The organism is Aeromonas sp. sif0611 (genome assembly GCF_019218845.1).
Lineage (GTDB): Bacteria > Pseudomonadota > Gammaproteobacteria > Enterobacterales > Aeromonadaceae > Aeromonas > Aeromonas media.
On record NZ_JAHUWU010000001.1, the window covers coordinates 188,491 to 214,396 of the forward strand.

Annotated in this window: 25 protein-coding genes; 11 read left to right on the plus strand and 14 right to left on the minus strand. The window is 63.3% G+C overall.

Features of this window, described 5'->3' with window-relative positions; genetic code table 11:
- Positions 1-71: 71 nt before the first annotated feature.
- Complete coding sequence (locus KW824_RS00865) at positions 72-1,706, minus strand: ATP-dependent endonuclease (protein ID WP_042648114.1); 1,635 nt, start codon at positions 1,704-1,706, stop codon at positions 72-74.
- A 261-nt stretch (positions 1,707-1,967) separates the two neighbouring features.
- A complete protein-coding gene (locus KW824_RS00870; RefSeq protein ID WP_201035098.1) occupies positions 1,968-2,855 on the minus strand; it encodes a helix-turn-helix domain-containing protein in 888 nt (295 codons plus the stop codon).
- Positions 2,856-3,012: 157 nt separating this feature from the next.
- Here KW824_RS00870 and KW824_RS00875 point away from each other — a divergent pair, with 157 nt between their 5' ends.
- Together KW824_RS00875 and KW824_RS00880 are read left to right on the plus strand one after the other, a co-directional pair.
- On the plus strand, positions 3,013-3,930 hold the full coding sequence (locus KW824_RS00875) for a DMT family transporter (RefSeq protein ID WP_218408602.1): 918 nt from the start codon (positions 3,013-3,015) through the stop codon (positions 3,928-3,930).
- 52 nt (positions 3,931-3,982) lie between these two features.
- Positions 3,983-4,915, plus strand: coding sequence for a LysR family transcriptional regulator (locus KW824_RS00880; RefSeq protein ID WP_218408603.1), 933 nt, complete (start codon positions 3,983-3,985; stop codon positions 4,913-4,915).
- A 7-nt stretch (positions 4,916-4,922) separates the two neighbouring features.
- On the opposite strand, the gene KW824_RS00885 is transcribed toward KW824_RS00880, so the two are convergent.
- Complete coding sequence (locus tag KW824_RS00885; protein ID WP_005329325.1) at positions 4,923-5,702, minus strand: TSUP family transporter; 780 nt, start codon at positions 5,700-5,702, stop codon at positions 4,923-4,925.
- Positions 5,703-6,002: 300 nt separating this feature from the next.
- Positions 6,003-6,767, minus strand: a complete 765-nt coding sequence (locus KW824_RS00890) for a tRNA-uridine aminocarboxypropyltransferase (RefSeq protein ID WP_182785538.1) — start codon at positions 6,765-6,767, stop codon at positions 6,003-6,005.
- Positions 6,768-6,949: 182 nt separating this feature from the next.
- On the opposite strand from KW824_RS00890, the gene KW824_RS00895 reads away from it, so the two are divergent.
- Positions 6,950-7,378, plus strand: coding sequence for a VOC family protein (locus KW824_RS00895; protein WP_139751619.1), 429 nt, complete (start codon positions 6,950-6,952; stop codon positions 7,376-7,378).
- Positions 7,379-7,552: 174 nt separating this feature from the next.
- Here the strand turns inward: KW824_RS00895 and KW824_RS00900 are convergent, their stop codons facing one another.
- Positions 7,553-8,539 carry a D-alanine--D-alanine ligase gene (locus KW824_RS00900; RefSeq protein ID WP_139751622.1) on the minus strand — a complete coding sequence of 329 codons (987 nt, stop codon included), beginning with the start codon at positions 8,537-8,539 and terminating at the stop codon, positions 7,553-7,555.
- A gap of 212 nt (positions 8,540-8,751) precedes the next feature.
- Positions 8,752-9,360, minus strand: a complete 609-nt coding sequence (locus KW824_RS00905) for a 2OG-Fe(II) oxygenase (RefSeq protein WP_043129757.1) — start codon at positions 9,358-9,360, stop codon at positions 8,752-8,754.
- Between the two features lie 201 nt (positions 9,361-9,561).
- Between KW824_RS00905 and KW824_RS00910 the strand changes: the two genes are divergently transcribed.
- Entirely contained in the window at positions 9,562-10,038 is a 477-nt protein-coding gene (locus KW824_RS00910) for a glutathione peroxidase (protein WP_218408604.1), read from the plus strand.
- A gap of 273 nt (positions 10,039-10,311) precedes the next feature.
- The gene (locus KW824_RS00915) at positions 10,312-11,712 is read left to right on the plus strand and encodes a DEAD/DEAH box helicase (RefSeq protein ID WP_218408605.1); all 1,401 of its coding nucleotides are present in this window, start codon (positions 10,312-10,314) and stop codon (positions 11,710-11,712) included.
- Positions 11,713-11,781: 69 nt separating this feature from the next.
- Here the strand turns inward: KW824_RS00915 and KW824_RS00920 are convergent, their stop codons facing one another.
- The 4 genes from KW824_RS00920 to KW824_RS00935 all read right to left on the minus strand — a co-directional run bounded on the left by KW824_RS00920 (position 11,782) and on the right by KW824_RS00935 (position 14,078).
- Positions 11,782-12,222: an acetyltransferase gene (locus KW824_RS00920; protein ID WP_218408606.1), complete on the minus strand. Its 441-nt coding sequence runs from the start codon at positions 12,220-12,222 to the stop codon at positions 11,782-11,784.
- 49 nt (positions 12,223-12,271) lie between these two features.
- The gene (locus KW824_RS00925; RefSeq protein ID WP_218408607.1) at positions 12,272-12,727 is read right to left on the minus strand and encodes a GNAT family N-acetyltransferase; all 456 of its coding nucleotides are present in this window, start codon (positions 12,725-12,727) and stop codon (positions 12,272-12,274) included.
- A 38-nt stretch (positions 12,728-12,765) separates the two neighbouring features.
- Entirely contained in the window at positions 12,766-13,098 is a 333-nt protein-coding gene (locus KW824_RS00930) for a YnfA family protein (RefSeq protein WP_041206947.1), read from the minus strand.
- Between the two features lie 134 nt (positions 13,099-13,232).
- Positions 13,233-14,078, minus strand: a complete 846-nt coding sequence (locus KW824_RS00935) for a DUF5718 family protein (protein WP_005329304.1) — start codon at positions 14,076-14,078, stop codon at positions 13,233-13,235.
- Between the two features lie 270 nt (positions 14,079-14,348).
- Between KW824_RS00935 and KW824_RS00940 the strand changes: the two genes are divergently transcribed.
- The 3 genes from KW824_RS00940 to KW824_RS00950 all read left to right on the plus strand — a co-directional run bounded on the left by KW824_RS00940 (position 14,349) and on the right by KW824_RS00950 (position 15,918).
- Positions 14,349-14,921 carry a class IV adenylate cyclase gene (locus KW824_RS00940; RefSeq protein WP_218408608.1) on the plus strand — a complete coding sequence of 191 codons (573 nt, stop codon included), beginning with the start codon at positions 14,349-14,351 and terminating at the stop codon, positions 14,919-14,921.
- Entirely contained in the window at positions 14,918-15,310 is a 393-nt protein-coding gene (locus KW824_RS00945; RefSeq protein ID WP_218408609.1) for an NUDIX domain-containing protein, read from the plus strand. Before KW824_RS00940 ends, KW824_RS00945 begins: the two co-directional genes overlap by 4 nt.
- Positions 15,311-15,411: 101 nt before the next feature.
- Positions 15,412-15,918, plus strand: coding sequence for a GNAT family N-acetyltransferase (locus KW824_RS00950; protein ID WP_171273875.1), 507 nt, complete (start codon positions 15,412-15,414; stop codon positions 15,916-15,918).
- Between the two features lie 750 nt (positions 15,919-16,668).
- On the opposite strand, the gene KW824_RS00955 is transcribed toward KW824_RS00950, so the two are convergent.
- Together KW824_RS00955 and KW824_RS00960 are read right to left on the minus strand one after the other, a co-directional pair.
- Entirely contained in the window at positions 16,669-17,715 is a 1,047-nt protein-coding gene (locus tag KW824_RS00955) for a sensor domain-containing diguanylate cyclase (protein ID WP_218408610.1), read from the minus strand.
- A 501-nt stretch (positions 17,716-18,216) separates the two neighbouring features.
- Positions 18,217-20,253, minus strand: coding sequence for a glycoside hydrolase family 3 protein (locus tag KW824_RS00960; RefSeq protein ID WP_218408611.1), 2,037 nt, complete (start codon positions 20,251-20,253; stop codon positions 18,217-18,219).
- A gap of 231 nt (positions 20,254-20,484) precedes the next feature.
- Between KW824_RS00960 and KW824_RS00965 the strand changes: the two genes are divergently transcribed.
- Entirely contained in the window at positions 20,485-21,495 is a 1,011-nt protein-coding gene (locus KW824_RS00965; RefSeq protein ID WP_005332060.1) for an AraC family transcriptional regulator, read from the plus strand.
- Here the strand turns inward: KW824_RS00965 and KW824_RS00970 are convergent.
- A complete protein-coding gene (locus KW824_RS00970) occupies positions 21,475-22,398 on the minus strand; it encodes a LysR family transcriptional regulator (protein WP_218408612.1) in 924 nt (307 codons plus the stop codon). The genes KW824_RS00965 and KW824_RS00970 overlap by 21 nt on opposite strands.
- Positions 22,399-22,522: 124 nt before the next feature.
- Here KW824_RS00970 and KW824_RS00975 point away from each other — a divergent pair, with 124 nt between their 5' ends.
- Complete coding sequence (locus KW824_RS00975; RefSeq protein WP_218408613.1) at positions 22,523-23,281, plus strand: SDR family NAD(P)-dependent oxidoreductase; 759 nt, start codon at positions 22,523-22,525, stop codon at positions 23,279-23,281.
- Positions 23,282-23,369: 88 nt separating this feature from the next.
- Here the strand turns inward: KW824_RS00975 and KW824_RS00980 are convergent, their stop codons facing one another.
- Positions 23,370-24,803 (minus strand): glycoside hydrolase family 1 protein, encoded by a 1,434-nt coding sequence (locus tag KW824_RS00980; protein ID WP_218408614.1) that lies wholly within the window; start codon positions 24,801-24,803, stop codon positions 23,370-23,372.
- 158 nt (positions 24,804-24,961) lie between these two features.
- On the opposite strand from KW824_RS00980, the gene KW824_RS00985 reads away from it, so the two are divergent.
- Positions 24,962-25,864, plus strand: a complete 903-nt coding sequence (locus tag KW824_RS00985; RefSeq protein ID WP_218408615.1) for a LysR family transcriptional regulator — start codon at positions 24,962-24,964, stop codon at positions 25,862-25,864.
- The last annotated feature ends 42 nt before the right edge of the window (positions 25,865-25,906 follow it).

Consider the following 25,906-nt stretch of genomic DNA (forward strand, 5'->3'; position numbering starts at 1 on the left):
CAAGAGGCCCCGGCAACAAAAATGAGGGGCGAGTATACCCAAACCCGCCCCCATTCCCAACGCCTGCGAGATTAGCTCTGGCCTCGGGCCAGGGCGACCACTCGCGCGAACATCTGCTTGAGCATGGGGGGAATGTGTTCGCTGCCAAGGCGCTCCGCCTCCTCCACCACGGCCAGCGCCATGCCGGGCTTGCTGCGGTGATGAATGGCCTTGGAGATGATGCGCCCGGCGTTGAGTGTGGAGCGCCCACCGACACCCGCCTCGCGCCGAAACACCGCCTCGAATCCGTTCTGGTAGAGGTAGTGCTCTATGTCCGCCGAGGGCAGCTGGGTCAGCCGGTCCCGTTCACGCTCCCCCTTGAGCAGGGAACGAGCCGAGCTCGCGTACTTGGCGCCCGCCTCGTCACCGTCGGTGAGCAGGTGCCACTCGATGCCGAAGTCGCGGGCCACTTTGATGAGGGGGGCCTGACCGCACTGGGCAAACTCGATGATGCGCACCCCCTCCGCCCGCAGGCTGTAGCCACAGATCTGGGCGAGCTCGGAAAGCAGCCAGATCTCTGTCTCCCCCTCCACCAGCAACCAGCAGCGGGCAAACATCGACATGGGTCTGTTGATCCGCACGTGGAAGGCGATTTTGCGCAGGTCATCGCTGCTGTAACGTTCTCCCCCCAACTGGTGGCAGAGGATGTCATGCTGGCGTCGCACCAGACGGCGCACCTGATTGAGCGGCAGGGAAGAGAGCAGGTCCCCCGAGTTGGTGGTGAGCAGCTTCTGACCGGGCAACTGCTCGAGCAGGCCCCAGGCCAGTGCCAGCATGGTGGGGTGCAGGCGACTCTCGGGATCTTCCAGCATCAGGATGGGCCTGGCCCCCTCCTCCAGCTCGCGGTTGCCGCGGGCATGGAGCAGCATGGCGGCCATGCCCGCCATGGCCAGTTGCAGGGCCCGGTTGTCCGCATTGCGCAGCAGCACCTGCAAGTTGCCGGGATTGCGCAGCGTCATGGGGCGATTGACTATCTCCCGCTGGCTGCGGGGCTTGTGTTTGATGGGGGCCAGGGCGCTGAAGTAGTGCTCCATCAACTGCTGTACTGCCTGCAGCGCCTCTTTCAGCTCGGGTTCGCCGATGCGCTGGGGCTCATCGGTCAGCTTGCCGGCGAGCTCCCCGAGTCGCTGCTCGGAGAGATCGTCCCAAGGCAGCCGCTCTATGCCGTCGCGGGCGGTACGGGCATCCCGCAGCCGGAACACCGGGTTCATGGTGATGAGCAGCCGCACCAGCTCTTCGTTGTTGTCGATGGCCAGGCTCTTGCCAATGCCATCGAGAAAGTCATGGGTGCTCTGCACGCTGCCGTCGTCCTGCAGTTCGGCGCTGGCGCGATAGTGCACCCGGTGGAACTTGTCCTTGTGGGGGATCCAGGCCGAACCCAGGCGCGCCAATCGGCGGGAGTGCTGGCACATCTGGGGGCGGTACTCGCTGAAGGTGAGCACCAGTTGCAGGGTGCGCGACGGGCTCAGCTCGGGGTCTTCGGGCTGATGGAAATCATCGCGACTGAATTGATAGGGTTCGGCATCCCCCAGCAGGCACCAGAGGGCACGCAGCAGGCTGGACTTGCCCCAGGCGTTCTCACCGATGAGAACCGTGGTGTGATCCAGCCCGAGCGAGAGCCGATTTATCCCGCGAAAACCTTTGACTTCAATGCGTTCCAGAAACATGCGGCCATATCCAGTCCATCCTGATGGCGCAATAGTGGCAAAGTTGCCGGAAAAATCCTATCGGGTCTTGGGGTTTTCAGCGGGAACTGTGAGGCACTGCGGGTTCGGGTGGGGTGGGAACAGAGATGCGGTCTTGCGGAGCATTCCAGTGGCTGAACCAGAGGTGGCGGGTGCGGGTCTGACGTTTGCGATGATTCAATGGGCATTCCTTTTTGTGGGTAAGAGGCAGAGGGTACACCTCTTTTACCCAGAGTCTCAGCGTTATCTGTGACAGGAGAATGACAATTGTGCGCGCCACTGCCCCGGGCTCAGGCCAAAGGCCTCCCGAAAACGATTGCCAAAGTGGGCCTGGGAGGAGAAGCCGCACTGGGCGGCGATGCTGGCCAGGGGATCGCTTCCTGCCAGCAGCTGCTTGGCTCGCTGGAGCCTGAGTCCCAGCAGGTAACGATGAGGCGGGCAGCCCAGGCTCTGGCCGAACATGCGGGCAAAATGGTATTCGCTCAGGCCAGCCTCCCGGGCAAGATCGCTCAAGGTCACGGAGTCCGCCAGGTGGGACAGCAGGTACTCCTGCACCCGCCGGACAACGACGGGCGCCAGGCCGCCCCGCACCTCCGGCAGGCTGGGCGCCTCCCGGGTATGGTGACGGTAGGCGTGCAACATCAGCATCCAGGCGCCGTGGGAGAGCGCCATGCGATCGACCCCGTGCTGCCAGTCCAGCTTCATCAGCTGTGCCTGCACCAGGGCCGCGGCCTGGGGATCCTCGATGAAGGTCTTGTCCTGCAACACCAGGTGGCGCCCCTCCTTGTCGCACACCTGCTCGGCGATGCGGGTGAAGTGGGCGGGAGTGAAGTAGAGGTGGAAGAAGCGAAACTCCTCGCGTACCAGCCATTCGGATCTGTGGTGATCCGGCATGATGCACACCTTGCCGGTACCGCCATGGCCGCCGGGACCGTCGAGGCGCTCGGTCTGCTCGCCCCCCTGCAGATAGACGCTGATGGTGTGGTGACCCGGCTTGTGGTAGCGGGTCTGATCGTAGCGGTTGCGCCAGCTGGCCACCCCGAGCCCGGGCTCCAGCCAGCAGGAATCCTCCAGCCGTGCCCCCGTGCTGACCAGGGCATCAAACACCCCCGCCTGTCGTCTCTGCTGCACCTGTCTGCCTCATCCTTGTTCCCGTGCCGTCATCTTATCGCGGCGGCTCGCCAAGCGCTGCTGCCGGCCACAAAAAACCGCAAGATGGTGCAAGCCAGCTCACGCCGTCCGATCCATGCTGATCCCCATGTCACTCTCCTTTTCATCGGATCCGCTTATGAATCTCCTGCTGTATGTTTCCACCGTCCTCATCTGGGGCAGTACCTGGATCGCCATCGCCTGGCAGCTCGGTCCCATTCCCATCGAGGTCTCGGTGCTCTATCGCTTCGCCCTGGCGGCACTGGCGCTGTTTGCCCTGCTCACGTTAAGCGGCAGGTTCCCTCGCCTGCCCTGGGCCGGACAGCGTTATGCGGCCCTGCTCGGCGCCCTGCTCTTCTCCACCAACTTTCTCTGCTTCTACCACGCCACCCTCTATATACCGAGCGGTCTGTCGGCGGTGATCTTCGCCAGCGCCAGCATCTTCAACGGCCTCAACCTCTGGCTGTTCGAGGGCAAGCGCCCCGGCCTGCGCTGGTTGCAGGGGTCGCTGCTGGGCCTATTTGGTACCCTGTTGCTGTTCTGGCCCGTGCTGGCGGATGCGCAACTGGGTGCAAACGGCTGGAAGGGGCTGCTCTTCGCCTGCGGCGGCACCCTCTGCTTCTCCCTCGGGAACCTTGTCTCCGCCCGTGGCCAGCGGCAGGGTTACCAGGTGTTGCAGATGGTGCCCTGGGGCATGGTGTACGGGGTGGCGCTGCTGCTGGGCTGGGTCATGGTGCTCGGTCAGTCACTGACCCTGCCGACCGAGCCCCGCTACCTCGCGGCCATGGTCTATCTGGCCATCTTCGGCTCCGTCATCGCCTTCACCGCCTACCTCACCCTGGTGGGGCGCATCGGCGCCAGCAAGGCCGCCTATGCCACCGTGCTGTTTCCCCTGGTAGCGCTCAGCCTCTCCACCCTGTATGAGGGTTTCGTCTGGCAGACGGTCTCCATCATGGGGGTGGTGGTGAGCCTCATCGGCAACCTGGTGATCTTCGCCCCGCCCGTCAAGACGTGGCGCTGGCCGTTATCGAGGGCTGCAAACGGTACTTGCCCCTGATGCCACCAGCCCCTAAGGTAACGGCTCCCTACAGAGGATGACCGGAGAGACGATGTTACTGGAAGGGCTGGAGACACTCTGCCTGCTGGCGAGCGAGGGCACCATGGCCAAGGTCGCGAGCCGCCTCTATATCAGCCAGTCGGCGGTGAGCAAACGCATCACCCAGCTGGAGCAGCGCCTTGGCAAGCGGCTCATCGAGCCGGATGGCCGCCAGATCCGGCTCACCCCCCAGGCCCGGGAGCTGCTCGCCCGGGTAGCCCCGAGCCTCGCTGAGATGAAGGGGGTGCTGGCAGACAGCCAGACCCTTACCGACAAGACTCCCTTGCCTGTCGCCTGCTCCGAGACCCTGCTGGCGGGCTACCTCGCACGCTTCATGCACGACTACCTGGGCCGGGATCCCCACCTTGCCCTTTCCACTCACCATACGCCGGTGATCCTGACGCGGGTACGCGGGGGGGACGCCCTGCTCGGCATCTGTGCCGGTCGCCTGCCCCCCGGCCACGGCCTGTGCGCCGAGCTGCTGCTGGAAGAGCCCTTCTATCTGGTGGGGGACGATGGGGATGAGGTGGTGCAGCCGGATCATCAGATCGCCTTGCAAGCAACATTGACTGGCAAGCTGAGCGAGGCAGAGGTGAATGAGGAATTATTGGCGCAGGAGAAGGTGCGCAAGATACTCACCATGGATCTGGAGAACCCCTCCAATCGTTATCTGCGGGATCCCCTGGCCGCGCTCGGGTTGGTGCCAGCCATGGAGCTCGACTCCTACCTGGCGCTGATCGAGCTGGCCAAGGCCGGCATAGGCCCCGTGCTGTTGCCGGCCGGTCTGCTAGCCCTGGTGGGGGAGCAGGGGAAACGGGCGCGCGCCCTGCCGGGGCTGGCGCGCCCACTGCACCTGGTCTATCGCCCAAGCAGCCTGAAACGGGCGCGGATCCAGCGGTTGGTCGAGGAGATCCGGGCCCATTTCGCCCGGGTGAGCCAAGGCTAGCGCTGACTCAGACCAGCCAGCTGAACAGCTCGGGGTACTGACTCCACACCAGCTTGGCGGACATCACCAGGGAGACGGTCACCAGCAGCGGCTTGATGAGCTTGACCCCTTTCTTGAGCACCAGCTTGGAACCGAAGCGGGCCCCGATGAACTGACCCAGCGCCATGCAAAAGCCGACGCTCCACACCACCTTGCCACCGAGCGCGAAGAACAGCAGGGAGGCGATATTGGAGGTGAAGTTGAGCAACTTGGTGTGGGCCGTGGCCCGCGCCATGCCAAAGCCCGCCAGCGCCACGAAGCCGATGGCAAAGAAGGACCCGGTGCCGGGACCGAAGAAGCCATCATAGAAGCCGACACCGCCCCCCACCAGCAGGGCGAACATCATGGGGGTGAGGCGGCGCTGACTCTCCGCATCGCTCACCCTGGGGGAGAAGTAGAAGTAACAGGCGAACGCCACCAGCAGGAAGGGCAGCAGCCGCTCCAGGATGGCGGCATCTATGGTCTGCACCGCCAGGGTGCCGAGGGCCGCCCCGATGAAGGTGCAGATGACTGCCGGCCAGATGATGCCCCACTCCAGCAGCCCACGGCGGGCATAGAACCAGGTGGCGGAGAAGGAGCCGAAACTGCTCTGCAACTTGTTGGTGCCAAGCACCAGGGCGGGCGGCATACCGGTGGCAAGCAGGGCCGGCACCGTCAGCAGGCCGCCGCCTCCGGCGATGGCGTCGATAAAGCCGGCGATGAGAGCGACCCCGAACAGGGCAACCAGGGTGAGCAGTTCCAGTTCCATCCATAAACCTCGTGTGATGCGGCCACCTGCGGCAATCCCGGGTGTCCTGTTTGAGCACAATGCAGGTCGCTATCCTAACGGGGGCGGGCTCATGAGGCTAACGAAACAATGGCAGCCAATTGATTCCTGATTTTCATCAGTCTGCCCCGGTGGCTCAGGCAGCGTCCGATCCCTGCAGGAGAGGGTCAGCCAGTCCAGCGCCTTCCCACTTGATCGCCTCAAGAGCCTGTAACAGCGAGCTTTCATCCTCGCCCGGAGCCCGACTCACCCGACCCGCCATATAGCGGCTGCTGAACAGGGTTAAGCCAGCGCGGCCTCGCCCCGCTCGGCAACCTCCCCCTTGATCGTCTCCAGGGCCTGCAACAGCGAGGTCTCGTCCTCGCCGGGAGCCCGGCTGACCCGGCCCGCCATATAGCGGCTGCTGAACAGATTGAACCAGTGCTGCAACGCCTGCCCTGCCTGCAGCTCCCCGGCCACCTCCAGCACGCAGGCCGCCACCTCGGCGGTACACAGATGCTCATCACAGTGAGCGACTCGCATGCCATAGGTGGAGAGTGCATCCGGCCGCACCGACAGCACCGGGAAGCCATCCAGATAGGGGCTCATGTTGAACATCTTGCGCGCCTCGGGCCAGGTGCCGTCCAGCAGGATGAAGAGCGGCTTCTTGCCGGGGGCCAGGGCCACCTGCTCGGTCACCCGGGCCGGGCTCTTCTCGCAGGCAGGAAACACCACATAGGGCTGCCAGACGGGATCCGCCAATAGGGCCAGCAACTCGGGATGGGGCTGGGTGCGCTTCCAGAGAAAGGCCCAGGTGGTCTGGGGCAAGACGTCTGCGATGAGACGGCCGGTATTGGACGGCTTCATGGGCTCGCTGTCATACATCAGCAGGCAGAAGCCCGCTTCGGCCTTGAGCTCGGGGCGCCACTCGCAGGCACACCAGGCATGACGCAGCTGGCAGGCCTCGCAGCGGGGCACGCTGCCGCCACGGGCGAGAAAGGGACGGGTTGAGATGCTCTTGCGCCAGATGCGCAGGCGATTGACGGCATGATCGGGAATGGGCTTCATGGGGCGCGGCTCGGCGACAGGGTCTGCGGGAAAAAGGGGGCAGATTGTAGCGGGCGGGTCTGCCGGGAGCAAGGTGCGCGGCATCTGCCCAGCCAGGCGCACAGGCCCGACGCACCGCTCTATACTTGGTCCTCATCCCATCATCCCACGCACGGGAAGGCCGATGGGACAAGGAGGACAAGATGGCAGAACCAGACATGGCCAGGGAGCACGCCCTGGCCGAAGGATCCACCTTTACCTGGCACGAGCTCTATGTGCCGGATGGCGAGGCCGGGATCCGCTTCTACGCCGAAGTGCTCGGCTGGGAGAGCCAGCTCATGGAGATGGAGGGAGGCAACTACCCCATGCTGGTGGTCAATGGCCGACCGGTGGCCGGAGTACAGTCCACCCGGGACAACCCCCAGATGGCTGGCGTGCCGCCCCACTGGGCGACCTACATAGCGGTCGATGACGTCGATGCCAGGCTGGCCAAAGTGACCCGGCATGGCGGCAGCCTGGTGGTGCCCGCCATGGACATCCCCACCGTCGGGCGCATGGCGCTCATCGCCGATCCGCAAGGGGCGCACATCTGGCTGTTCACTCCCTTCCCCGGGGATTGCCAGCAACCCTGAGAGTCATGACGACAGCGCTACATTGGCGCTCATTGCCAATCCGCAAGGGGCGCACATCTGGCTGTTCACTCCATTCCCCGGGGATTGCCAGCAGCCCTGAGGGCCATGCAACACCGCAGAAACGACAGAGGGGCCCTTGGGCCCCTCGCTTGTTGACATGCCTTGTCGGCACCCTCAGACGGGGCGCAGATTCTGCTCGAGGAAGGCCGCGAAGCTGTGGCCGTGATGCTCCAAGAGTTTCGGGAACATGGAGATGGAGGTCATGCCCGGGAAGGTGTTGATCTCGTTGAGCAGTATCTCGCCATCCTCGGTCAGGAAGAAGTCGATGCGTGACAGATGGGTCAACTTCAGCTGGCGGAAAGCCTTGAGGGAGTATGCGTGAATAGCGTCAGACTGGGCCTGGGTCAGGCCTTCGGCCTTGAGCGCAGTCTCGGTATGGCTGGCACTGCTGTACTTCTCCTCATAGGTGTAGAACTTGTCCTGAGGCACGCAGATCTCCCCGGGATAGGTGGCCACCAGCTCGTCACCGTACTGGTAGACAGCCACTTCCAGCTCGCGGGGCTTGACCGCCTTCTCGATCAGCACCTGCTCGGAGTAACCGAAGGCATCCTTGATCCCTTGCACCAGCTCCGCCTCGTTGCTGGCGGAGTAGCAGCCCACGGATGACCCTTGCGAGGCCGCCTTGATAAACACCTTGCCCCACTTGGCCAGCGCGGCTCTCGCCTCGGCGAGCGCCGCGTCGCCCTGCTCGGTCAAAAACAGATAAGGGGTGTTGGGGATGCCGATGGCGGAGAGCCACAGCTTGGTGCTGATCTTGTTGAAGCAGATCTTGCTCGCCTCGGCGTCACACCCCAGATAGGGCAGGCCCGCCAGCTCGAGGAAGGATTGCAGATCGCCGGTCTCACCCGGATAGCCGTGGATGCAGGGCACCACGTAGTCCACCGGACGGGCCACGCTGTCAAAGGAGAGCAGCTTGTCCAGCCCCAGCTTGCACTCGCGGCCGTCGGCGGAGAGCCAGCGGTCGGCGAACATCTCGACCCGGGTCACTTCGACCCCAGGCAGAAGACCGAGCTGTTGTTCGAGGAAATTGGCACTGCGCAGAGAGACTTCGTGCTCGGCGCCACCGCCGCCGCACAGCAGCAAGACATGCATGTTCTTCATTAGATGTTATCCCTTGGGAGAAGCGGCTTCGTCATGGCCGGGGAAAATCCGGCTGCGCGACCTGCGCACCAAACAACGGGCGAAGCCAGATACGAACATAAGTGCGGCCAGTGTAGCAAGGGAGAGGAAGCCTTGTCAGCCGATGGGGACGCCATCCCCCCATACTGGCCCGTAAAAAGCGGCGCCTGTGTCAAAAACGGGACGAAACGGACTCAGCGAGGGGGATCGACCCGCCCGGCGCCATTGCCATTGACCCGAAACCAGCCGGCGATGCTGTAGCGCTGCTCGCTCGCGGGCAGCACCTCGTGGGGAAAATCCTCCGACAGGAAGAGCACCAGGCGCCCCCCCTTGGGGGAGACATCCATCAGAAACTGCTCGTCGTTGTCATAGACCCGCAGCACGCCCCCCGCCTGGGGCTGCCAGCCGTTGTTCAAGTAGAACACCGAGGTGAGACGGCGGTTGGATCGTCCGGCAAAGGCGTCGCGATGAGTCGCATAGAAGTCACCGCGGCGGTAGCGGGCGAAGTGGGCCTCGTAGTCGAACAGCCCCAGCATCAGGTTGCGATTGGCCGCCAGACGCAGGGACTCCATGCGGGCCAGATAGTCGGCCACGGGGGCGCCCTGATCGGGATCCAGCCAGTGGATCTGATCCCGGCGGATTTCCGGGTTGCCCTGATGCAGCCCCTCCCGCCCTATCCCCGCAGGTTGCCACTCATCGGGCAGGCAGGCCCGCAAGGCATCCACCTCGGCGGCGGTTAAGAAATCATCCACAATCACCCATCCCCGGGTGTAAATGGCATCCATGACGGCTTGATAGTCCAAGATTGACTCGCAGCGAGTGGAGAGAGTGCGCTTTGTAGCGACTTCCCCCTGTTGGCACAAACCGGATTGCTTCTCTTGAGAAGTCCCGCCATCAATAGGATCAGTCGTGGTTTCCCCTTGCCCCGCCGCTCCGGGCCCGTTAACGTGCAAGCAGCGCCCGACACGGGCCTTCCCCTTGCATCCACGGCCCAGGAGAACCCCATGCCCTTGCCCCCAATTCCCCTGCAACGACTCGATGGCAGCGAGTTCCCGAGAGACGCCTTGCAAGGGAAGGTCCTGCTGGTGGTCAACGTGGCCAGCCGCTGCGGCTTCACCCCCCAATATACCGGGCTGGAGGCCCTTCATCGCCAGTTTGGCCCGGCGGGACTGGTGATCCTGGGCTTTCCCTGCGATCAGTTCGGCCACCAGGAGCCCGGCGATGCCGAGGAGATAACCAGGTTCTGCTCAATCGATTACCTGGTGAGCTTCCCTCTGATGGCCAAGTGCGAGGTCAACGGCGAGCAGGCCCACCCCTTCTATCGCTGGCTCAAGCAGCAAAAGCCCGGGCTGCTCGGCAGCGAGGCCATCAAGTGGAACTTCACCAAGTTTCTGATCGACCGCGAGGGCCGGGTGGTGGACCGCTTCGCCCCCCAGACCAAGCCCGAGGATCTGGCGGGGGCCATCCAGGCGCTGCTGTGAGCGGGACACCCCGTGCGACAGGCTGGCGTGGCCCCTCTCCCATCAGTTGGCCGCCCCTCGGTGTTCCGGGTCCTCATTCGTGACGCCGTTACTGCGTGTCCTCGTCACTTCTGCTATATTACGCGCCCATTATCTTTTTCGTGTCGTAGCGCCCGCGGGACGGGCCTGAAGGGATCAGGCCATGTCCTGACCCGCTACCCACCTTCTTCCATGTCGTGACGGGCCAAGGCTGTCGTCACCCGTTGAGCCCAAGGCTCGGAGTTTCTCTCGAACATGTCATTCAATGAACTGGGTCTGTCACCGCACATCCTGCGGGCCGTCAAGGAGCTGGGTTACGAACAGCCCACCCCCATCCAGCAGCAAGCCATCCCGGCCATTCTGGCCGGTCAGGACGTGCTGGGCGGCGCCCAGACAGGGACAGGCAAGACGGCCGGTTTCACCCTGCCCATGTTGCACCGTCTGCTGGCCAACCACGGCCGTGGCGGCCGCCGTCAGGTCCGCGCCCTGGTGCTGACCCCGACCCGGGAGCTCGCCGCCCAGGTGGGCGAGAGCATCATCAAGTACGCCCATCATCTGCCGTTCCGCACCCTGATCGCCTATGGCGGGGTCAGCATCAAGCCAAACCTGGACGCCATCAAGCTCGGGGTCGACATCCTGGTCGCCACCCCGGGCCGCCTGCTGGATCTGCTGACCCAGGGGGCACTCACCCTGAGCGCCCTGGAAGTGCTGGTGCTGGATGAAGCGGATCGCATGCTCGACATGGGTTTCATCACCGACATTCGCCGCATCATGAATGCGCTGCCGGAAGAGCGTCAGACGCTGCTGTTCTCCGCCACCTTCTCAAACGACATCAAGGCGCTGGCGGACGATCTGCTCAATGACCCCACCCTGATCGAGGTGGATCCCAGCAACACCGCCGCCGATCAGGTGACCCAGCGCGTCATCCAGGTCGACCGGGAACGCCGTCGCGAGATGCTCTCCCACATGATCGGCCGTGGCAACTGGCAGCGGGTGCTGGTGTTCGTGCGTACCAAGCAGATCGCCGACCGCCTCGCCCAGCAGATGCAAAAGGATGGCCTCAATACGGTCACCATTCACGGCGACAAGAGCCAGGGTGCCCGCAACCGGGCGCTGGCCGATTTCCGCGAGGGCAAGGTGCGGGTGCTGGTCGCCACCGACATCGCCGCACGCGGCCTGGACATCGATCAGCTGCCCCATGTTATCAACTTCGAGCTGCCCCAGATGGCGGAGGATTACATCCACCGCATCGGCCGCACCGGCCGCGCCGGCCGTGGTGGCGAAGCCATCTCCCTGGTGAGCCAGGACGAGCTGGGCCAGCTCAAGGATATCGAGGCCCTGATCGGCCAATCCCTGACAGTGGAGATCATGGAAGGGTACGAGCCGAGCGGCAAACCGAGCCGCCAGACCCTGCCAGGCAGCAAGCCGGTGCAAAACCCGCCCCGTGCCCGCGGCCATGCCAACGCCAAGAGCAACAATGCCAAGGGCAAGCCTGACGCTGCCAAAGGCAAGGGCAAGGCCAAAGGGGACGGCCCCAAGAAGCCGGCCCCGGCTCGCAAGCGCGAGGTCGTGGGGGAAGACATCGGCTTCACCCCCATGCGCCGCCTGCCCAAGGCCCAGCGCGACGACTATCAGGACAACTCCAGCGAGGAGTGAGGCAACCCCCTGCCGACCTGACACAAAAAAACCGCCCACTTCGGGCGGTTTTTTTATGCTCTGACGCCCTTATTCGGCGGCCAAGGCCATGTGCAGCAGGGGATAGGGCTTGCCCTGACCATCCAGGGGGGAGCGCCCCGTCACCCCGAAACCCAGGTGCTGATAGAAGCCGAGGGCCTGGGCATTCTGCTCGTTGACATCCACCCTTTTCGCCCCTTGCCGATTGATGGCGTAGGCCACCAGCAGGCGGCCGACCCCGCTCCCTCTCGCCTCGGGGGCGATGAAGAGCATCTCAATGTTGCCATCGTGCACGCCGCAAAAACCGGCTATCTCCTCCTCCTCTCCCCTGGCGCAGACCAGATCCACTGCCGCAAAATAGTGCTCCAGGATCAGGGGTTTGAGGGCGATGATATCCGCCTCTTGCAGGAAGTGATGGGTGGCGCGCACCGAGGCCTCCCAAAGAGCGATCAGGGCCTGGTAATCCGCGGCTTGCGCTTGTTCAATCTTCATGATGTTGTGACTCAATCTCTGGTAAAAGTTGGCAATGCGGGGCCCAGCGTCAGGGGGTTGCCCTGGCTTCGGCCTGCTTGATGACAAAGCCCTTCTCGATGCCGGCCTTGAAGCCCAGCTTTTCGTACAGGCGATGGGCCCCTTCGCGTCCCTCCCCCGACAGCAGCATCACCTTGTAGCAATCCAGCTCCCAGGTCAGGGCCTGCGCCAATACCCGCTGGCTCAACCCCTGACGCAGAAAACGGGCCGCCGTCACCACGTGCTCTATGATGGCGAAGGGCCTGCCGCCGTTGGTCAGGGTCGGGATCACCCCGAGCTGGCAGGTGGCGGCGAGCTGACCCTCCACCTCGGCCACCAGGATCCGCACCCCGGGCTCGGCCAGCAGCTGCCTGAGCGCCGCCCTCGCCACCGATGGCGTCAGCACGGGATCCCGGGGCCTGAGCTCGGCGTAAAGGCCGAGCAAACCCGCCAGATCCTGCCCCCTGCACGCTCTGATCACCGCCATGACAACCCTCCTGATCTTCGGTGTTCCCCAGCGCCGCCCTATGCGGATCTGGGGGCAAACATGATGATGGCCATGCCCGTCAGGGCGACCCCGGAGCCGACCCAGTCCCACAGCGTGGGTCTGATGCCATCCACCGCCCAGAGCCAGAGGATGGCCACGAAGATATAGACGCCCCCATAGGCGGCATAGACACGGCCGGCAGCGGTCGGATGCAGGGAGAGCAGCCAGGCAAAGAGGGCAAGACTCAGACCCGCGGGCAGCAGCAACCAGGGGCTCCGCCCCTGGGTCAGCCACAGATAGGGCAGATAGCAGCCGACGATCTCGGCCACTGCGGTGATCAGAAACAGCCCGATCGTTTTGAACTCCAGCATCATGGGTCTCTAGCAGGGGTGCGACAGAGGCTGAATGTTAAAACAACTCATGACGGTATGTCAGCCAGGCGCCGCAGCTGGCGAAGAGGAAGAGGTGGCAAACCTTCCCCCACGGGCGCGGGGGAAGGAAGAGATCAGCGAACCCTGACCGCCTGCAACAGGGCAGAGACATCCGGGCCAAAGGTGCGGCAGCGAATGGCCTCGCGAATATCCGCCTCGCCGTAACGGCTGGCCGGGTAGACCACCACGCAGGAAGTGTCACCAGGCGCGAGGAAGTGGGTCTCGCCGAAGGGGGTGTAGCGGGTGGCCCCTATGCTGATGAGCGCATGGGCCGGGTGCCCCGCCTGGGCCAGCAGCCCCTGGATATGCTCAGCCGGGCCCTCATCCTGCTGATGGTTGAACTTGTCGATGGCCCAGTCGAGCAGCTGCCGATGGAAGTAGCTGTAATCCACCGCCGCACTGTCAACCCCATAGGGATGCAGCTCGCCATCCCGTTCCAGATAGCAGGCGATGCGATAGTCGTCTAGCTCGCACCCCGGGGCAAAACTGCCAAGGGGCAGCAGAGTGGCCGCCAGTCCCTTGCTCTCCTCCCCCCAGTTCTTCTTCTCGCTGATCTTTTTGGCGTTGGGGCGACGGATGGAGCAGTCGTTGTAGGCGCCGAACGCCTTGGGATGGATGGCCACCACCTGCTCCCCTGCGTACTCCAGCTCGCACCAGAGCGCCACCTCGGGTTCGATTTGCACCTTCTCGTCACCGCTCACCGCCGCCTCTGGCAGGAAGATGGCCTCACCGCTCAATGGGAAGACGCCGAGCTGGCCCGGATGATCCGGCACATAGAAGGGGAACAGCGCCTTGGGGGCAACCTTGTCCGCGACCTTGACGGCGACGAAATCTGCCGCCTCCCCTGCCTGCTCCAGATGGCCGGCGAAGTTGCCCGCCACCCCCAATCCGATAAAGCGGTTCAATCTGGTGATCTGCATCTGTGGCTCCATTGGCGCGGCCCGGGCCGCCGCCTCGTTGTCGATGTTCAAGGCGGCAGCACTACCGCCAAAGAGGGAGCTTATTAGAGCACAGCCCCCAGGCGGCGCCCAGTTGCCCGGCCGCAAGCTGTGCACCAGGGCGGATTTTCCCTCACCAGATGGTCATAAAGAGAGCAGTCGGCACCAGGCTGTGATCCCGGTGCTTGGGCGAGCCCCGCGCTTTTGCTAGTCTGCCCTATTCATTCTCCGTTTGGGTGCCGGTGCCGAGCCATGACCACACATTTTCAGGGTCGCTTCGAGGTGGAGTTCAAATACCGCCTGGCAGATAGCGCGGCCTTCCTCCGCTCCCTCGAGGCCCTCGGCCCCGAGGTGATGGTGGCGGACAATTATGAGCAGGACTGCTACTTCGACACGGCGGACCGCGCCCTGACGAGGGAGCAGAAAAGCCTGGTGATCCGCACCATGGCCCCCTCCGGCATCCGGCTCTGGATCGTCAAGGGACCGGGGCCCGATCGCTGCGAGGCGGTCAATATCACGGACTCGGACAAGGCCATCAGCATGGTGTGCACCCTGGGCTACCAGCCGGTGCTGACCATCGACAAGCGGCGCAGCATCTACTTCCTTGGCCCCTTCCACGTCACTGTGGATCACCTTGCCGGGATCGGCGATTTTGCCGAGCTCGCCATCATGACCGACGAGGAGACCGCGCTGCCCGTCTACCGGGAGCAGTTGCTGGCGCTGGCCGCCCGGCTGGGACTCTGCCCCGAGATGCGGGAAACCCGCTCCTATCGCACCCTGTGCGAGCAGTCAGCCCACCTTCTACAAGAGGAATCAGCCCCATGATCGACAAACTCGCCTGGCTCACCTTCAAGGAGGGGCAACTGCTCTGTGCACGCTCCCACGGCAAGGCCCTCTATTACATCCCCGGCGGCAAGCGTGAGCCGGGCGAGAGCGACCAGGCGGCCCTGGTGCGCGAGATAGCGGAGGAGCTGGCGGTCAGCCTCAAACCCGAGACCCTGCGCCTCGCCTGCGAGTTCAGCGCCCAGGCCGATGGCAAGCCGCAAGGGGTGAATGTCAATCTGCGTTGCTACACCGGCGAGGCTGACGGCAGCCCCACCGCCTCGGCGGAGATCGCCGAGCTACGCTGGCTGGACAGCAGCCATCTGGATGACATCTCGCCGGTCTCCCGCCTGCTGTTTCAATGGCTGGCAGAGCAGGGCTTGATCCGTTAGGGAGATGACTCGTGGACAGCCTTTTAGCTCCGGCTGACAGAGCAAGATTGAACTGTTAATCCCGAATTGATTGGCAATCGAATACAAGAAGAGGAGTTTCAATGGAGATCCTTGAGGTCGATAGCACCAGAGGCATCAAGCCTGCGCTGATCACCCTGCTGCAAGATTGCGTGGCCAGTGGCGCCTCGGTGGGCTTCCTGCCTCCCCTGCAGGAAGAGCGGGGATTGGAGTACTGGCAAGGCATCGAAGGGGAGCTGGCCGACGGGGTGCGCAAGCTCTGGGTGGCCTTCGATCAGCACCATCTGGTAGGCGCCCTGCAGCTCTCCCTGTGCACCAAGGCCAACGGGGGTCACAGGGCCGAGGTGGAAAAATTGATGGTACACAGCCAGGCCCGCGGCAAGGGGGTGGGCCGCGCCCTCATGAATGCCATGGAGCAAGGAGCCCGCGAGGCCGGGCGCACCCTGCTGGTACTGGATACCCGGGTCGGTGACATCGCCTCCACCCTCTACCGCCAGCTGGGCTACCAGGAGGCCGGCCAGATCCCGAACTTCGCCCGCAACGCGGACGGCACCCTGGCAGCGACCCAGTTCTTCTATAAACAACTCTGAGGGGCACGAGCCTTCGGCCCAACGAAACCAGCCCCGGGCCGGTCTCTTGAGCACGACGCGTCGTGGACAAGAGACAAGGCCCACCCTTAGCCTTCAAGGATGGTTTGTAACTTGAACCATCCTTCCCATCACCTTTCGATGGAGGCCTCCCGCTCGTTTCCTGTCTTTCCTGCCGCCCAGGATGGACAGACTCCTGCAGACCCAATGCATGGTCGGTGTCGCCGCCGGTAATGCTGTTTTCTCCACCTTCAATCACAGCCACTGCCCGCCGTTCGGGCTCAGCCCCTTTTCACCACGCTGCGCTCCCTGATAACGCACAGTTGTAGCAACCACACCGCGATAAACGCCAAGATGACGCACATGTGCTCAATATCGCTCCGGCGCGGCACTCTCGACACATCGACCCGGGTGCCTGCACTTTTCCAGCGCTGGTGACAACCTTCGACCCGCCAGCACACCACCCGCAGTCGCGGATGATATCCCTTAATGCATCGAGGAATAGCTGAAATCACTCTTTGCTTTCCCAAGCGGAGATGGTCGATGGCCTCGCTTGCCTGTCAATAGACCAGGCCGGCACCCTAGGGACAGGGGGACTCTCGGCGTCCTTTGCCACGTCCGGATGCTGGTTTTGCACCATCAAACCAGCGGAGGGATGATACGGATCTGTACAGGGGAAAAACCGGCTATTCTCGCTCATGCGAGCCCAATAGCAGCATCTCTCGATCCATAACCAAAACGGTACAGAGGAGGCTATCCATCGTTGAATTCAACCCGGTTACGGCCATTCCTTTTCGCAGCATACAACGCATCATCTGCCCGTTTGAGTATTGAGCTTAATTCCGTATCCTGATGCAGCAGCGATGAAAAACCTATACTGGCGGTTAATTTAATTGGCGCCCCATCATAATAAATGATCTGTGCCTCAATAACTGCCCGGATATTATCAAATAAGTCTGCATGATTGTCAGGAGGGTGACCCGTAATAATCATTGCAAATTCTTCACCACCAATACGGGCAAAGATATCCTCGGCTCTCATGTTTTTCTTGACAACATTAGCGACTTCTTTCAAGGCGTAATCACCGGCATCATGGCCATATTTGTCATTGAGGCTCTTGAAATGATCCAGATCCAGTATACCGATGGCCAGAGGTATATTGGTCGATTTGGATATCATCAGCCTGCGTTCACCCTCACTCATGAAGGCCCTTCGGTTTGCCGTTTCTGTCAGGTAATCTGTCGATGCCTGCAATTCCATCTCGGTAAATTGAAGATGCAATTGTATATTAAGCGCAAGCCAATTCGCCAAACATTGCAATATTATCGCATGTTCAGAGGTGTAGTAGGCTTTCTCCCGATGCGCTACATTTAGCGTCCCTATGCACCCTAGCCCCTGTATCATTGGCGCATCCATGCAACACCCCATGCCATACCGGGACAAGATATTACAATCCAGATCACTGGATTGGCTCAGGTCATCGCATATGGTCAACATGCTGGTTGAAAATACTCGTCCTACCATAGTGCCCTTTATCGGCACCAGAGATTCCATTGGTATGGCATTGCTTCCCATCACGGAATAAAGTTTCAAAGAGGTATCATTTTCCTTGATTGTTATGCTGGCCCGCTCCGCAGAAAAAAGATAGAAAATCCAATTAGCCATGACATCCAGTACATCCTGAAGTGACGCAGCCTGGGTAAGATCCTGGATAAAAGAAACGGGGATATTGATATTCTTGTCGGGGCCGATTTCAGATAAGAAATTGGGGTCGAATGTTCGTTCATTATACATGTACATCTCACACTGCTTTTTATTACTATTTGAATTTGCAGCTTTCAGGAGTCCGGATAGCAGTCACTGACATCTCCATATGCTCCTGCTCAAGAGTATAACAACTAACAGTGATCTGAAATGTTTGTTATATGCCTGCCATTTTTGAGCAAATAGCACCCCATTAACTACATCATTAACATTAATGGCAAAGATCAGTTGAGAACGTATCTCACCTTTAGCTAGGGTATTCAGTGAACTGATTGCCGACATGTTCCCGTCAATGGCCATTGATACCGAACAGAAGTCCGCGCATATCGGCGACAACCCGCTCTCCCGCAGCCCCCGCCATCGCGCGGATCAAAACCTCGGGATCCTCCAACCGGAAAAAGGACCCATGCCCCTCCCCTCGTGGGGTGCTCAAGGATGCGGCGCCTGTCCCGGGCAGGGCAATCAGCTATGCCCCATGGATGATCCCCATGGAAAAGGCGCCCGCAGGCGCCTTGATGATGGATGTCGGGCTCGCCCTCAATAGGCCAGACCGGCACCATAGGGGTAGAGCGGGTTCGCGGAGTCCTTCGCCACGTCCGGGTGCTGGTTTTGCACCGCCTGCCAGCTGGAGGGCAGCTCGAAGGGCAGCTTGCCACTGGCCTTGGCCTTGCCGCTGATGACGTCGAACAGCGCCTGATCCAGGGCACCGAAGTTGGCGAGCAGCACCTGGGCTGCCGGTGCCACCTCGGTCAGGATGGCGGGCCTGTCCAGATAGACGGAGAGCACCATGGGCACCCCGGCCTGCGCGATGTTCTGGATGGCGGCGTACTCGTCCGCCCCGCGGTAGACCCCCTCGTGGGCCGTCTCCTGCACCACCTGATCGGCGCTGGCAAAACCAAGCTGACCGAAGTGGATGCTGCCAAACGGGAAACGGGGATCCTGCTCACCCGGGGCATTGACCCGCACTATGGCGAGATCGGCCTGGGCCAGCTCAGTCACTACGGTGTAACCGTTAGCCGCGGCCACCTCGGCATTGACGTTATGCAGGTAGACCCGCTTGCCGTCCGCCTTGAGCGGCAGCAGGGATCCCTCGTTCTTCAGCAACACATGGGACGCCGCCTGGGCGGCTTGGGCCTCCTGCTGGAACTCGGCCTTGCCCACCAGGGCCACCGCGGCCTGGGTATCCACATAGGGGTTCTCGAACAGTCCCAGGGCGAACTTCTGTTCCAGGATCCGCTCGGCCGAGGTGGTGATGGCCGCCTCGGTCACCAGGCCGCTCTGCACCGCCGCCAGCAAGGGAGCGGGATCTTCCACGCCGCCGAACTGATCCACCCCGGCGTCGATGGCCTTGGCATAGCGTTCGGCCTTGGTGAGCTTCTCCACCCCCCAGGACATGCCAAAGGGCACTGTCCAGGGGCTGACGCCCGCCGTCACCTCATCCTGGGTCAGCCCCTGCTCGCAGCGGCTGTCGCAGTCGTTGACGATGCCCCAGTCGCTCAGCACCACGCCGTCGAACTTGAAGTGGCCCCGCAGCAAGTCGGTGAGGATCTGGCGGTTGAAGCCAAAGCCCACCTCCTCGATGGTCTGCCCTTCGTAGGTCAGCCCCTCGGGCAGGGCGTAATAGGGCATCACTGCCCCCACCCTGGCCTCGAAGGCCCCCTCGAAGGGCACCAGGTGATAGGCAAACTGGCCGCCCGGGTAGACCTGCTCCTTGCCCCAGGGGTTGTGGGCATCCAGGCCGTTTTTCTGAGGACCTGCCCCGGCGAAGTGCTTGACCACGGTGACCACGCTCTCCGGGCCTATGCCGTCGCTCCCCTGCTGGAAGCCCTCGATGTAGGCCTTGACCAGGGATTTGGCGAGCAGGTTGTCCTCGCCGAAGGTGCCGTTGATGCGGCCCCAGCGCGGCTCGGTCGCGAGATCCGCCTGGGGAGAGAGGGCCTCGTGAATGCCGACGGCCCTGTACTCCTGACGGGCGATGTCGCCAAATCGCTGCACCAGGGCGGCATCGCCGATGGCGGCGAGCCCCAAGGTCTCGGGCCACTGGGAGAAGGCCCCGGCGCCTATGCTGGTGGCGTTGGGATCATGGGTGAAGTGGTTGCGGGGATCCGTGCTCACCGTCATGGGGATGCCGAGCCCCACCCCTTCCAGCAGGGCCTGCAGCCGGTTGTTGTCGTCGGCGATGGCCGCCGGATCCCCCGCCATGCGAGTGATGTAGGTATTGACGCCATCCTCGCGCAACATCTTGTCCATGGCGGTGAGGTTGACCCGCCCGTCTGCGTCCAGCACCAGGGTGCCGTGCATCATCAGGCCCGCCTTCTGGGCCAGGGAGAGCCTGCCCACCAGATCCCGGGCCCGCTCGGCGGCGCCGAGGCGCCAATCTTCATAAGGTGTCAGGGTGCCGCTGCCATCGAGATCCTTGAATTGCAGGCCATCCTGCTCGATCAGGCTGACGGTGCGGTGGCCCAGGGTGGGCTGCGCCGGCTTGGGGGTGGAGTCGTTGTCATTGCACCCTGCCAGCAGCAGGGCCCCTATGCTGAGGGCGACGCGGGTTCGGGAGAGCGAGTGGTGTTTCATTATTGTTATCGTCCTTGTGTGTGTCGGAATGGCCACTGTATGCAAAATCGGCCCGCCTCACTTGCCCTGCGGGTGCAGGGAATTGCCGGTTGGGAGCAAGTTCGAAAAGTGTGAAAAGGGTTGCAGGGTTACCCTTGGTTACATTTCTGAAACATGAAGCCGAACCTGGCTCACGGCAATTCATGGCCGTTGGCGGATGATGGTGGGCCACCGCCGACAAGGATTTTCGCCGTGAAGACAGTCTCCAACCGGATAGCCCTGCACTGCCTCAACCACTGGCAGAGAGAGGGCCGGGATCCGGCCCAGCTCCTGCAAGAAGCCGGTATTGCCAGAGAAGAGCTGCTGCTCCCCCAGGGGCGGATCGATGCCCAGCGCCACTTCCGGCTGCTGACCCGGGTCGCCCCCCATCTGGACATGTCCCACAAGTGGTCGCCCCCCTCGCTCGCGGGGCTCTTTGCCGACTACCTGCCGCTGGCGAGCCTCTGCTGCAACGCCGCCACCCTGCGCCAGGCCCTGCACTTCTTTCTCGCCTACCGCCCCCTCATCGGCGAGTGCGATCGGATAGTGCTGCGGGAGGAAGAGGGAGAGGCAAGGCTCAGTTACCATTCGGAGTCCGATCACCCGGACGTGATCGCCATGAGTAGCCTGGCCAATCTCGGTCACCTCTATGCCCTGCTGCAGTTCTACCACCCCGGCCAGGGCCAGCTGGTGTTGCCCACTCCGGTGCGGCCCAGACTGTGGCGCGAGCTGGGGGCCTGGCTGGGAGAGCGGCTGCAACGGGGAGAGCGCTTTGAGCTGCGTTTCCCCGCGGCCTTGCTCGATCTCGCCCACGGCGGCTGCAACGGCCCCCTGCAACCCCTGCTGCTGGGGGAGCTAGACAGCCAGATGCGGCTGTTGCGTCCGAGCAGCCACTACAGGGAGCGGGTGCTCGGGCTCATCCGTCAGCGGCTCTGGCAGGAGAGCGTCGACTCCCCCACCCTGCTGGCGGGGGTCTGCGAGACTCTCAGGCTGACTCGCTGGACCCTCAACCGCCACCTGCGCGAGGAGGGGTGCCACTTCTCGGCCCTGCTGGAGCAGGTGAGACGTGAGGAGGCCTGCCGGCTGCTGCAAGACCCAGCCCTGCAGGTGCAGGAGGTGGGCGGGCGCCTCGGGTTTGCCAGCCAGAGCAGCTTCACCCGCTTCTTCAAGGAGGCATTCGCCCTCTCCCCCAGCGAATACCGCTCAAGGCGCAGCCGGCTCTGATCCCTCGACCAGGGTTCTGGCGAGCAGCTCGGCCAGCCAGTGGATGAAAAGCTGGACCCTGGGCGCCAGCTGGCGGCGATGGGCATAGAGGGCGTGGATGGGCAGCGGCGGCGCCTGCCACCGGGGTAACAGACTCACCAGCTCGCCGCGCCCAAGCAGCCCCTCCACCCCCACCCTCGGCATCTGTATGATGCCAAGCCCCGCCAGCGCCGCCGCCAGGTAGGTCTCGCTGTCGTTGACCATCAGGGCCCCCGCCATCGGCAAGAGGGCGCGGCTGCCATCCTCCAGCTGGTACTCGAAGCCCGGCTCGCTGCGCCCCTGCCCGGAGCCATAATGGACCAGCCGGTGCCCGGCCAGATCCGCCAGGGTCTGCGGCACCCCGTGACGGGCCAGATAGGCGGCGCTGGCGCAGTTGATCTGGCGATAGTGGCCGAGCGGCCGCGCCACCAGGCTGGAGGGCTCCAGCGCTCCCACCCGCACCACGCAGTCGAAGCCGTCGCGCACCAGATCCACTCGCCTGTCCGTGCTGCTCAGCATCAGCTGCAAGTCGGGGTGCTGCGCCAGGAAGGCGGGCAGCGCCGGGATCACCAGATGGCGTGCCATCCGGCTTGGCATATCTACCCGCAACTGCCCCGAAATCTGGCCCCCCTGGCGAAACAGGCCGTTAAACTCCTCCATGTCCGCCAGCAGATCCCGGCACCTGGCGTAGCAGAGCTGGCCATCCGTGGTGAGCTGCACCCGCCGGGTGGTGCGCAGCAGGAGCCGGGTGCCCATGCGCTCCTCCAGCCTGCGGATGGCGGCGGAGAGGGTCGCCTTGGGGATGCCCAGCTGCTCGGCGCAGCGGGTAAAGCTCTCGAGTTCGGCGACCCGCACGAACAATTTCATCGCATCCAGTTGATCCATGACCTGATTGTCTCTTCAAACGGAACAGTGATTTCATTATCACGCTATTTATCCGGCAATAAAGGAACAATACAGTGATCCGGTCGGCTCGTACCGAGCCCTTGTCACCCACAGGAGTCACACCATGACCAGACCCATCGCCCTCATCACCGGCGCCAGTCGTGGCCTCGGCAAACACAGCGCCCTCGCCCTCGCGGCCAAGGGGGTGGATCTCATCATCACCTACCGCAGCCAGGCCGACGAGGCGGCGGCCGTGGTGGCCGAGACCAGGGCGCTCGGGGTTCAGGCCCATGCCCTGGCGCTGGATGTGGGGGTAAGCGCCTCCTTTGTCGCCTTCGCAGAGGAGGTGAAACAACTGCTCACTCGGGAGTGGCAACGGTCGCAGTTCGACTATCTGGTCAACAACGCCGGGATCGGCATTCGTGCCAGCTTCGAGAAGACCACGGAGGAGCAGTTCGATACCCTGCTCAACATCCACCTCAAGGGGACCTTCTTCCTGACCCAGAAGCTGCTGCCGCTGCTTCGTGATGGCGGGCGCATCATCAACCTCTCCACCGGCCTCACCCGCTTCGCCATGCCGGGTTATGCCGCCTATGCCGCCATGAAGGGGGGCGTGGAGGTGCTGACCCACTATCTGGCCAAGGAGCTGGGCCCCCGCGGCATCGCCGTCAACGTGCTGGCCCCCGGCGCCATCGAGACCGACTTTGGCGGCGGCGTGGTGCGCGACGACAAGGGAGTCAACGCCTTTATCGCGAGCCAGACAGCGCTCGGCCGGGTCGGCCAGCCCGACGACATCGGCGGTGCCATCGCCGCCCTGCTCTCCGATGACTGCCGCTGGCTCACCGCCCAGCGCATCGAGGCCTCGGGAGGCATGTTTATCTAGACCGTCATTTCCACTGCGACGCTGCCCACCAGCCATGAAAAAGGCCCCGCGAGGGGCCTTCTGTATTTTTAGGAGCCAGAACAGGTCGTTACAGCGTCTTGCCACCGGAGGCGATCACCTGGCTGTACCAGTGGAAACTCTCCTTCTTGATGCGGCGCAGCGATCCCCCCTGTTCGTCGCGCTCCACATAGACGAAGCCGTAGCGCTTCTGATAGCCGTTGAGCCAGCTCAGGATGTCGGTGAAGGACCAGGCGCAGTAGCCGATGAGCGCTACCCCGTCCTGCATCGCCTCCTGGCAGGCCTTGAGGTGGCTGTGCAGATAGGCGATGCGGTAGTCATCCTGCACCCGGCCGTCCGCGGTCAGCTTGTCGAACTCGCCGAGGCCGTTCTCGGTGATCATCAGCGGCAGGCCGTAGCGGGACGAGAGGCGACGCAGGGCGATGCGCATCCCGGTGGGATCGATGGCCCAGTCCCAGTTGCTGGTCTCCAGGTGCGGGTTGGGGGTGGTCCTGTAGAGACCGGGAACGCCGCTCGACGGCGTGGTGCCCTTCTGCCCCGTGGTGTTGATGCGCTGCATGGTCTGACCGCCGAGGGGATTGTCGGTGAAGGTCAGGGTGTAGTAGTAGTTGACGCCTATGTAGTCGGGGGTGCCTTCGCGCAGCAGTTCGAGATCCCCTGGCAGTATCTCGGGGGCCTCGCCTGTTTCTCTCAGGTAGGCGAGCGCCGCCTGGGGGTAGCGACCGAAGCAGTAGGCATCCAGCCACCAGAGGTTGGTGAACTCCTCGGCGTTTTCAAACGCCAGCATGTCGCTCGGGGCGCAGGAGGCCGGATAGGCGGGGGAGTAGGCAAAGCTCGGGCCAATCAGGCCGTTTGGCACATGCTGGCGGAACGCCTTGATGACCCGGGCGTTGGCGAGAAACGCGATGTGGTTGGCGGCGAAGAAGCGCTTCCTGTCCTGCACGGCGGGCGGATGGGTGCCGAGCTGGTAGGCGTTGGTCAGGTTGTAGTTCTGCTCGTTGAGGGACACCCAGTACTTCACCTTGCCGGCGAAGCGCTGATAGAGAGTCACGCAGTAGCGCTCGAAGTCGTCGATGATGCGCCTGTCTTCCCAGCCGCCGTACTCGTCCTGCAGGGCCTGGGGCAAGTCCCAGTGATAGAGGGTCAGCACAGGCTCTATGCCGTGGGCCAGCAGGGCGTCGATGAGCCGCTCGTAGAAGGCGAGCCCCGCCTCGTTCACCTCACCGCGCCCATTGGGGAAGATGCGCGGCCAGCTCACCGAGAAGCGGTAGGCCTTGAGCCCCATCTCGGCCATCAGCGCCACATCCTCTTCCACGCGGTGGTAGTGATCCACCGCCACGTCACCGTTGCTGCCCTCGAAGGTCTTGCCCGGCAACTTGGTGAAGAGATCCCACACCGAGGGGCCCTTGCCGTCTTCGTTCCAGGCCCCTTCCACCTGGTAGGCGGCTGAGGCGGCGCCCCAGAGGAAATCCGCGGGGAAGTCGTTGAACTTGGGATGGTGCATCTGGCTTGTCTCCTGCTGCTTGAGGATGGTGCCGCCTCTCCCCCTGAGGGCACTGGCGGGCGTCAAAACGAATTGGCATCAGCATCGAACAGTTCTAGAATTCCGTCCAATGACAATTTTTGCCATTCAATATTCCAGACAGGAATGAAGGAGTCGTGATGGAGTTGCGGGATCTGAAGGCCTTCGTCACCCTGGGGGAGGTCTTGCACTTCGGTCAGGCGGCGGCGCGCCAGCACATCACCCAGTCGGCCCTGAGCAAGCAGATCCGGCGACTGGAAGTGGCGTTTGGCGGCGAGCTGTTCGAGCGCAACGCCAGCAGTACCCGGCTCACCCCCCTGGGACGCGCCCTCTACGGGGATGCCTGCGCCCTGGTGGCCCAGAGCGAGCAGCTCGGCCGCACCGCCCGCGATGTGCTGGCGGGCAATGGCGGCACCCTGCGCATCGGCTTCGGGGTCGCCACCAAGCTGCTGGTGCCCGCCGCCATCGCCCGTTTTCGGGCCACCCGCCCCGGGGTCGGCATCGAGCTCAACGATCTCTCCACCCATCACCAGTTGCTGGCGCTCAGTGAAGGCAGGCTGGATCTCGGCTTCTGCCGCCTGCCCGCCCCCAAGGGCTGGCCAGTGCTGCCCGTGGTGCGCGCCCATTTCGTCGCCGTGCTGCCCGCCGGCTACCAGGGGGTGACGGGGCTCTCGGATCTGCTGGACAAGCCGCTCGCCATCCTGCGCCGGGACAAGGCCCCCTCCTTCCACGATCAGTTCGTGCACTACCTGGCACAGAGCGGACTGAGGTTTCAGGAGATCCAGTACGTCAACGACTTCGCCGCCGGCATCGCCACCGCGGCGGCGGGCATCGCCTGGACCCTGGTGCCCTCCTCCACCACCATAGAGCACCCGGACGTGATCACCCTGCCCCTCAGGGAGGCCGAGGCGAGCTGGATCATCGGCCTCATTCGCCCGCCGGGAGGGGATAACCCCCTCATCGCCCCCTTCTGGCAGACGGTAGCCGAGCTCGGTGATCCCGCCCTCACCGCCCTGGCTGATCAAGGCGGTAGCGAGCCATAGCGCGGCGACGGCGCCTTGCGCAGGACAGAATCGTTCGAGAAC

Excerpts from the sequence above, each read along its gene's own strand:
- KW824_RS00960 (WP_218408611.1), bottom strand. The coding sequence starts at position 20,253 with ATGAAACACCACTCGCTCTCCCGAACCCGCGTCGCCCTCAGCATAGGG.
- KW824_RS00920 (WP_218408606.1), bottom strand. The coding sequence starts at position 12,222 with ATGAAGATTGAACAAGCGCAAGCCGCGGATTACCAGGCCCTGATCGCT.
- KW824_RS00940 (WP_218408608.1), top strand. The coding sequence starts at position 14,349 with ATGACCACACATTTTCAGGGTCGCTTCGAGGTGGAGTTCAAATACCGC.
- KW824_RS00985 (WP_218408615.1), top strand. The coding sequence starts at position 24,962 with ATGGAGTTGCGGGATCTGAAGGCCTTCGTCACCCTGGGGGAGGTCTTG.
- KW824_RS00955 (WP_218408610.1), bottom strand. The coding sequence starts at position 17,715 with ATGTACATGTATAATGAACGAACATTCGACCCCAATTTCTTATCTGAA.
- KW824_RS00885 (WP_005329325.1), bottom strand. The coding sequence starts at position 5,702 with ATGGAACTGGAACTGCTCACCCTGGTTGCCCTGTTCGGGGTCGCTCTC.
- KW824_RS00900 (WP_139751622.1), bottom strand. The coding sequence starts at position 8,539 with ATGAAGAACATGCATGTCTTGCTGCTGTGCGGCGGCGGTGGCGCCGAG.
- KW824_RS00925 (WP_218408607.1), bottom strand. The coding sequence starts at position 12,727 with ATGGCGGTGATCAGAGCGTGCAGGGGGCAGGATCTGGCGGGTTTGCTC.
- KW824_RS00915 (WP_218408605.1), top strand. The coding sequence starts at position 10,312 with ATGTCATTCAATGAACTGGGTCTGTCACCGCACATCCTGCGGGCCGTC.
- KW824_RS00880 (WP_218408603.1), top strand. The coding sequence starts at position 3,983 with ATGTTACTGGAAGGGCTGGAGACACTCTGCCTGCTGGCGAGCGAGGGC.
- KW824_RS00970 (WP_218408612.1), bottom strand. The coding sequence starts at position 22,398 with ATGGATCAACTGGATGCGATGAAATTGTTCGTGCGGGTCGCCGAACTC.
- KW824_RS00945 (WP_218408609.1), top strand. The coding sequence starts at position 14,918 with ATGATCGACAAACTCGCCTGGCTCACCTTCAAGGAGGGGCAACTGCTC.
- KW824_RS00980 (WP_218408614.1), bottom strand. The coding sequence starts at position 24,803 with ATGCACCATCCCAAGTTCAACGACTTCCCCGCGGATTTCCTCTGGGGC.
- KW824_RS00895 (WP_139751619.1), top strand. The coding sequence starts at position 6,950 with ATGGCAGAACCAGACATGGCCAGGGAGCACGCCCTGGCCGAAGGATCC.
- KW824_RS00865 (WP_042648114.1), bottom strand. The coding sequence starts at position 1,706 with ATGTTTCTGGAACGCATTGAAGTCAAAGGTTTTCGCGGGATAAATCGG.
- KW824_RS00930 (WP_041206947.1), bottom strand. The coding sequence starts at position 13,098 with ATGCTGGAGTTCAAAACGATCGGGCTGTTTCTGATCACCGCAGTGGCC.
- KW824_RS00975 (WP_218408613.1), top strand. The coding sequence starts at position 22,523 with ATGACCAGACCCATCGCCCTCATCACCGGCGCCAGTCGTGGCCTCGGC.
- KW824_RS00910 (WP_218408604.1), top strand. The coding sequence starts at position 9,562 with ATGCCCTTGCCCCCAATTCCCCTGCAACGACTCGATGGCAGCGAGTTC.
- KW824_RS00875 (WP_218408602.1), top strand. The coding sequence starts at position 3,013 with ATGAATCTCCTGCTGTATGTTTCCACCGTCCTCATCTGGGGCAGTACC.
- KW824_RS00890 (WP_182785538.1), bottom strand. The coding sequence starts at position 6,767 with ATGAAGCCCATTCCCGATCATGCCGTCAATCGCCTGCGCATCTGGCGC.
- KW824_RS00935 (WP_005329304.1), bottom strand. The coding sequence starts at position 14,078 with ATGCAGATCACCAGATTGAACCGCTTTATCGGATTGGGGGTGGCGGGC.
- KW824_RS00950 (WP_171273875.1), top strand. The coding sequence starts at position 15,412 with ATGGAGATCCTTGAGGTCGATAGCACCAGAGGCATCAAGCCTGCGCTG.